Raw genomic sequence first — 7291 nt, 5'->3', positions numbered from 1 at the left:
TACACCAGCCCACCACCCGAGGCTTGGAAACCGGACCCGCCACCCCTGTCACCAGCCGAGATCCGGCTGCGCAACGTACTGCTCAACCACACCCTGGCGGCCTGACGCCCGAGATCGGTTGTGAACTTTCTTCGGATCGGTGCTTGACCTTGACGCTAGGTCAGGCCTGCACGCTTCTTCCACAGCCCCAAACCCGGGGCCCGGAACGTACACACCGAACCAAGGAGCACCACCATGAACAACCTCCTCACCCGCCTCATCGGGGACAAGAAGGACTGGAAGCGCATGGAAGCCCGCGCCGCCGAACTCCCGGCCGACTTCCGCACCGTGTATGGCGAGATGAAGAACTACCTGTGGCGCTTCACCGCCGGTGACGGCATGGACATCGTCGCCATCCTGCGCGACATCCTCGACCTGTTCGAGACCAAAGCCGCCAACGCACGCGCCGTCCTCGAGGTCACCAGACCCGACCTGGACACCTTCTGCAACACCCGACTCCCCGAGCAGCACGACGCCTACCGCCCCAAGCTCCGCACCAACCTCAACGAGGTCACCCAGAAGCTCGCCTGAGGCCGACGACGAACCTCAGCCCTCGTTGGGGACGTCGTCGCCCGAGGCGGGGTCGTAGAGGTAGATCTGCTCGCCGGCGCGGGGGTCGCGGGCGGTGATCACGTGGCAGGTGGGAGAGGCCGGGTCGGCCAGGTCGATGACGGTGGCGCCGGCACCTACTACGCCGCGTACGAGATGTGGGGGAGCGGTGGTGTCGATGCGGGTGACGACTCCGGGGGTCACCCAGACCGGGATGCCGGCGAGGAAGCCGCTGACCTGGAAGTGCAGGTGTCCGGTGAGGATGGCGCGTACGTCACTGCTGCGCACCACCCGGCCGAGGGCGGAGATGTTCTGGAGGACGACGTCGGCGACGTAGGGGACCGAGGCGAGGTGGAGGGGTGGATGGTGGAGGACCAGGACCGTTCCGTCGCGGGTCGGAGTGGCCAGCTCGTTCGCGAGGCAGGCCAGCTGGTGCTCGTCCAGGAAGCCGTGGGTCTTGCCCGGGACCAGGCTGTCGACAGTGATGACCCTGAGGTCACCCAGGAAGCTGACCGCCGCGCACAGGTCCGACTCCGGATCCAGCAGCCGCCCGCGGTCGCGCCCGTCGGCATCGCGATGGCCACTGCCGAGCACCTCGCGGAACGGTCCGCGGGCATCGTGGTTGCCGGTCGAGTAGAGGTGCGGGATGCCACGTTCGGCCGCGAACGCGCCGACCCGCTCCAGGACCGCGGCGCATCCGGCGGCCGAGCCGTCGTCGGCGATGTCGCCGCTGACCACGACCGCGTCCAGGCCGGGGAGGTGGCGTGCGTCGCGCAGGATCGCCTCGAGCGCGGCGATGGCGTCGACACCGTCCATGTCGACGCCGCTCGCGGAGACATGGGTGTCGGAGAGATGCAGAATCCGGGTCATGTCGTGAAGGCTGACATGAGGACCTCGGCGATGCCGTCGCTCTCGCTGAGGACGGCGACGTCGAGGTAGTGGGCGTCGACCTCGTCCCCGACCTGGGTGAGGTCGACCTGGACGCAGGCCACGGCGTCGGTGCAGCCGTCCTCGCCCAGCACCGGAGAGCCGGGGAGGCGGGCGAGCCAGGCGTCGAGCTCGGCCCGGGGGACCGTTATCGCGCCCTCGATCTGCCAGTCCTGGAACCCGATGTAGGTGCAGGAGGCAGCCGAGCTTCCGGCTGGGAGATCGGACAGCCCGACCGCCTGGGCGAGGTCGACGCAGTCGGCGGACTGGGCCTCGCCCGACTCACCCAGGTCCGTGCCCACCCAGGCGACCAGCCCGACGAGCCCGATTCCCGCGACGACCACGAACACCGCGCCCGCGACGAGCAGCCAGACCCACCACGGAACCCCGCGTCGCGGACTGCTCATGCCCACTGTCGGGAGCGCTCGACGGCCCGGCTCCAGGAGGCGTACGCCTCGTCGGCCGCATCGCGACGTGACGCGTCGGGGGAGAAGGTGCGGTCCAGCGCCCAGGTCTCGCGGATCTCGTCGAACGAGGACCATACGCCGACGCCCAGACCGGCGAGGAAGGCCGCACCGAGACCCGTGGTCTCGACGTAGCGCGGCCGGGAGACGTCGACCCCGAGCTGGTCGGCCTGGAGCTGGCACAGCAGGTTGTTGGCGGCCGCGCCGCCGTCGACGTTGAGCGAGGCGACGGGCGTCGGCATGGTGGCTATCACGTCGCGTACCTCGAAGGTGATCGCCTCCAGGGTCGCGCGCACGATGTGGGCACGGGTGGTGCCGCGGGTGATGCCGATGATCGTGCCGCGGGCGTCGGGGTCCCAGTGGGGTGCACCGAGGCCGGTCAGGGCCGGCACGAAGACGACCCCCTCGGACGAGGTGACGGTGCGGGCCAGGGCCTCGGTCTCCGCCGCGGAGCCGATGATCTGCAGGCCGTCGCGCAGCCACTGCACCGCGGCGCCGGTCACGAAGATGGAGCCCTCGAGGACGTAGGTGACCTCTCCCGAGGGTGACATCCAGCCCGGCGAGGTGAGCAGACCGGAGTCCGACCGCTGCGGTGTGGTGCCGGTGTTGGTCAGCACGAACGAGCCGGTGCCGTAGGTGCACTTGGAGTCGCCCACCTCGAACGCGGCCTGCCCGAACAGCGCGGCCTGCTGGTCGCCGGCCACCCCGGCGATCGGCAGCGAGAGGTCGAGGAAGGAGCGCGGGTCGGTGACCACGCCCTCGCCCCAGTTGGGTCCGATCTCCGGCAGCGCGTCGCGCGGCACCCCGAAGAGGTCGCACAGCTCCTCGGACCAGTCGTTGGCGGTGATGTCGAACAGCAGCGTCCGGGACGCGTTGGAGACGTCGGAGACGTGGTGGAGGCCGCGGGTCATCCGGGCGATGAGATAGGAGTCGACGGTGCCGATCGCATAGCGCCCAGATTCCACGTGCGTCCAGGTGTGCGGCTCGTTCTCACGGATCCAGGCCAGCTTCGTCGCGCTGAAGTAGGGGTCCAGACGGAGCCCGGTCAGCTCCCGCACACGGGCGTCGTGCTCGGCCATCGAGGAGCACATCGCGGTCGTACGCCGGTCCTGCCACACGATCGCTCGCCGCGGCGAGCCCAGCGTCTCCCGGTCCCACAGCACGACCGTCTCGCGCTGGTTGGTGATCCCGATGCCGACGAGGTCGTCCTTGCCGTGGGCCGCGAGGACCGTACGGCACGCCTCCAGCGTGGCCTGCCAGATCCCCTCGGGGACGTGCTCGACCCGGCCCGGGCTGGGGAAGTGCTGGTCGAACTCCTCATACCCCCGAGCGGCGACCTCGCCCTTCTCCGTGACGATCAGAGCGGTGACGCCGGTGGTGCCGGCGTCGATGGCGAGGATCGAGCTCACTTCGCGGTCCTGACGATGTCGAGGATGCGCCGGTCGATCCAGGAGAGGTCCTCGGCCACCCGCATCTCGTAGTTCTCGGTGGCGACCCAGGCGAGAAAGCCCGTGGCACCCTGCGTCGCGGCGTACGCCTCCACCTCGGCTTCGATCTCGGGGGTGACCTGCACCTTCTCGTCCTCGGTGGACGCGGTCAGGTAGAAGTCGCTGAGGTCCAGGAGTCGCTTCAGCTCGGTGATCGGGGCCGTGTGGTCGTCGACCCGGAGGTCGGCCGCGATGTCGTCGTTGCCGCCGTAGCCGGCCTCCTCGCGCACGACCAGGAGGGCCGCGCTCTGCCGGCCGCGGCTGTCGCCGCCGGCCTCGTCGCCCGCGGCCAGGGCCGCCAGCAGGCGGTGCTGCAGCGGCTCGTCGGGGGAGGAGGCGAGCCAGGCGGCCTCCATCGCCTCGACCACCTCGGGGCCGGTGAGGATGTTGCCCTGGATCGCATAGCCGTCCCCGGTGCGGCCGCCTGCCCAGTCGAAGCAGGACGATCCGGTGTGGGAAGCGGCGTTGCCGTCCACGTCGACGATGCCGACCTGGCGGTGGTCGCGGCGCTCGTCCTCCTCCAGGAGCCTCTCGAGGGCGACGGAAGCCGTCGCACCCTCGTCGAGGTGGGCGAGCGCGAGACCCTTGTAGGCGACGTTGGCCTCGGCCTGGGTGGCGATGGCTCCGACCCCGGCGACGGCGGCCGGCACGGCCGACCCGACGGCGAGGAACTTCGAAGCAACGGCCACACCCCAGGTGGGCTCCCCGGTGCCTGGATCAACTGCTCTGGCGACGATGGAGAAGGTCATGCCGCGACCCTATCCGCGAAAATTCGTCCGGTTACGGCGTGTTTACGAATTGTCGTACACCTGACGGGGAGCTTGGGCTTTGATTGAGGGATCCCTTCATCCCAATTTCGGAACTGAGTTTCGAACGTGACCAGGAAGGACATCATGACAACCCTGGCGAAAGAAGAAACACCCGAGTTGAAGAGAGTGATGGGGCCCTGGCTCCTTCTGCTCTTCATCGTCGGCGACATCCTGGGGGCCGGCGTCTACGCCGTCACCGGGACGATGGCCGGCTACGTGGGCGGCGTCCTGTGGCTGCCGTTCCTGCTCGCCTTCGTGGTGGCCACCATGACGGCGTACTCCTACCTGGAGCTGGTGACCAAGTATCCCAGCGCGGCCGGCGCCGCGCTCTACACGCACAAGGCGTTCGGTTTCCACTTCCTCACCTTCATGGTGACCTTCGCGGTCGCCTGCTCGGGTATCACCAGCGCGTCGACCTCGGCCAACACGCTGGCGCAGAACTTCTTCGGCGGCTTGGAGATCAACGGCTGGATGGACGCACCCAGCGAGGGTGTCGTCACGCTGGTGGCGTTGGGCTTCATGATCCTGCTCGCGCTGATCAACCTGCGTGGCGTGGGTGAGAGCGTGAAGTTCAACATCGTCCTCACCCTCGTCGAGATGGTCGCCCTGTGCATCGTCATCGGCGTCGGCTTCTTCGTGATCGCCCAGGGCAAGGCCGACATGTCGGAGCTGGTCTCCTTCGACGACTACTCCAACATGGGCGTGGTCTTCGCGGTCACCGCCGCGACCTCGGTGGCCTTCTTCGCGATGGTCGGCTTCGAGGACGCGGTCAACATGGTCGAGGAGACCAAGGAGCCCGAGCGGATCTTCCCGCGCACCATGTTCATGGGCCTGGGCGCCGCCGCGCTCCTCTACATCCTGGTCGCGATCTCGGTGGTCAGCGTCCTGAGCCCCGGAGAGCTCGAGACGATCCGCGAGTCCGAGGGCCGGGCCCTGCTCGAAGTGGTCGCCAAGGGTGCGCCCGACTTCCCGATCGACAAGGTGTTCCCGTTCCTGGCGGTCTTCGCCGTCGCCAACACGGCGCTGATCAACATGCTGATGGCCAGCCGGCTCGTCTACGGCATGGCCAAGCAGCGGGTGCTGCCCAAGCAGCTGGGCGCGGTCCTGCCCGGCCGCCGCACGCCCTACATCGCGATCATCTTCACCACGCTGCTGGCGCTGGGCCTGATCTGGTACGTCTCCAGCGACCCGGACAGCAACATCGTCTCCAACCTCGGCTCCACCACGGCGCTGCTCCTGCTGTGCGTCTTCGCGATCGTCAACATCGCCTGCGTGGTCCTGCGCAACCGACGGGCCGACACCGACAAGGCGTTCTTCACCGCGCCGAGGTGGCTGCCGCCCATCGCCGCGCTGCTGTGCATCTACCTGGCCGGCCCGTGGGTCGACCGGGACGGCATCGTCTACGAGATCGCAGGTGGCCTGATGGTCCTCGGCGTGATCCTGTGGGCCGTCACCTGGCTCGTCAACAAGATCGCCAACAAGGACGACGAGCCGCCGCACTTCCAGGACATCGAGCACATGGACGTCAACCCCGAGGACGACAAGTAACGAAGGTGTCTTCGGTCGGGGCCGGCGTACGAGCTGCTGAGGACGTACGCCGGCCCTGCCGTGTCTGAGATGACTTCGTAACAACCGGGTGAGCCGCGTACCCTGAGGCTCGTGAACGACGCCTTCCCCTCCCTCGAGCAGCTGCACGCCATCGGAGCCCTTCAGCAGCCGACCTATTCCGACCCGGTCGCCCTGGCCGCGGCGGTCGAGAAGCTGAGGAATCAGCCGCCGCTCGTCTTTGCGGGGGAGTGCGACCAGCTCAAGAGCTCGATCGCCGCCGCCGGCCGCGGCGAGGCGTTCATCCTGCAGGGCGGCGACTGCGCCGAGGTCTTCGCCGAGGCGACCGCCGACAACACCCGCAACAAGCTGCGCGTGCTGCTCCAGATGGCCGTCGTTCTGACGTACGCCGCCTCCGTCCCGGTCGTGAAGATCGGCCGTCTCGCGGGGCAGTACGCCAAGCCGCGCTCCTCCGACATGGAGACCCGCGACGGCGTGACCCTGCCGGCCTACCGCGGCGACGCCGTCAACGGCTTCGAGTTCACCGCCGAGTCCCGCATCCCCGACCCGCAGCGGCTGCTGGACGTCTACCACGCCTCCTCCTCGACCCTGAACCTCGTGCGCGCGTTCACCACCGGTGGCTACGCCGACCTGCGCCAGGTGCACACCTGGAACTCCGAGTTCGTCCGCAACTCGCCGGTCGGCGCGAAGTACGAGGCGATGGGCTCCGAGATCGAGCGCGCGATCGCGTTCATGGAGGCCATCGGCGCCGACCCGGAAGAGTTCCACCGGGTCGACTTCTACTCCTCCCACGAGGCGCTGCTGCTCGAGTACGAGCACGCGATGACCCGCATCGACTCGCGCACCGAGACGCCCTACAACGTCTCGGGCCACTTCGTCTGGATCGGTGAGCGCACCCGCCAGCTCGACGGTGCCCACGTGGAGTACTTCCGCCACCTCAACAACCCGATCGGCTGCAAGCTCGGCCCCACCGCGACCCCGGACGACGCGCTCGCGCTGGCCGCCAAGCTCAACCCGAAGAACGAGGAGGGCCGGCTCACCTTCATCACCCGCTTCGGCGCGGGCAAGGTGCGCGACGGGCTGCCCGGGCTGGTCGAGAAGATCACCGCCGAGGGCGTCAACGTCACCTGGATCTCCGACCCGATGCACGGCAACACCTTCTCCACCTCCAACGGCTACAAGACCCGCCGCTTCGAGGACGTCCTCGACGAGGTCCAGGGCTTCTTCGACGTCCACCACGCCCTCGGCACCGTCCCCGGCGGCATCCTGGTCGAGAACACCGGCGACGACGTCACCGAGATCATCGGCGGCGGCGAGGAGCTCGACGAGGCCGGCCTCGTGCACCGCTACGAGAGTGTCGTCGACCCGCGCCTCAACCGGGTCCAGTCGCTGGAGATGGCGTTCCAGGTCGCGGAGATGCTTCGCAACAAGTAGCCCGCCGGACGCAGAG

General features: G+C 68.6%; 7 protein-coding genes. 3 read left to right on the top strand and 4 right to left on the bottom strand.

The annotated features are described in order from the left end of the window. Positions 1-234 precede the first annotated feature (234 nt). Entirely contained in the window at positions 235-570 is a 336-nt protein-coding gene (locus tag ABZ796_RS12845; protein WP_357337298.1) for a DUF1048 domain-containing protein, read from the top strand. A 15-nt stretch (positions 571-585) separates the two neighbouring features. Here ABZ796_RS12845 and ABZ796_RS12840 read toward each other — a convergent pair whose 3' ends face one another. Genes ABZ796_RS12840 through ABZ796_RS12825 form a run of 4 tightly spaced genes read right to left on the bottom strand, consistent with a single transcriptional unit; the run spans position 586 to position 4215 of the window. Next, on the bottom strand, positions 586-1458 hold the full coding sequence (locus ABZ796_RS12840) for a metallophosphoesterase (protein ID WP_357337296.1): 873 nt from the start codon (positions 1456-1458) through the stop codon (positions 586-588). Further along, positions 1455-1922 (bottom strand): hypothetical protein, encoded by a 468-nt coding sequence (locus ABZ796_RS12835; protein ID WP_357337295.1) that lies wholly within the window; start codon positions 1920-1922, stop codon positions 1455-1457. Before ABZ796_RS12835 ends, ABZ796_RS12840 begins: the two co-directional genes overlap by 4 nt. Then, positions 1919-3388, bottom strand: a complete 1470-nt coding sequence (locus ABZ796_RS12830) for a glycerol kinase (protein WP_357337294.1) — start codon at positions 3386-3388, stop codon at positions 1919-1921. The genes ABZ796_RS12835 and ABZ796_RS12830 overlap by 4 nt, the downstream gene beginning before the upstream one ends. Beyond that, positions 3385-4215: a DUF1028 domain-containing protein gene (locus ABZ796_RS12825; protein WP_357337293.1), complete on the bottom strand. Its 831-nt coding sequence runs from the start codon at positions 4213-4215 to the stop codon at positions 3385-3387. Before ABZ796_RS12825 ends, ABZ796_RS12830 begins: the two co-directional genes overlap by 4 nt. A gap of 189 nt (positions 4216-4404) precedes the next feature. Between ABZ796_RS12825 and ABZ796_RS12820 the strand changes: the two genes are divergently transcribed. Next, positions 4405-5823: an APC family permease gene (locus ABZ796_RS12820; RefSeq protein ID WP_357337292.1), complete on the top strand. Its 1419-nt coding sequence runs from the start codon at positions 4405-4407 to the stop codon at positions 5821-5823. 111 nt (positions 5824-5934) lie between these two features. Beyond that, entirely contained in the window at positions 5935-7275 is a 1341-nt protein-coding gene (locus ABZ796_RS12815) for a class II 3-deoxy-7-phosphoheptulonate synthase (protein ID WP_357337291.1), read from the top strand. Positions 7276-7291 lie beyond the last annotated feature (16 nt).

Origin of the sequence: Nocardioides sp. NPDC047086, assembly GCF_040643685.1 — a bacterium.
In the GTDB taxonomy this organism is placed as follows: Bacteria; Actinomycetota; Actinomycetes; order Propionibacteriales; family Nocardioidaceae; genus Nocardioides.
Note: the sequence above shows the minus strand (reverse complement) of the source record. Positions and strands in the feature narration are given on the sequence as shown.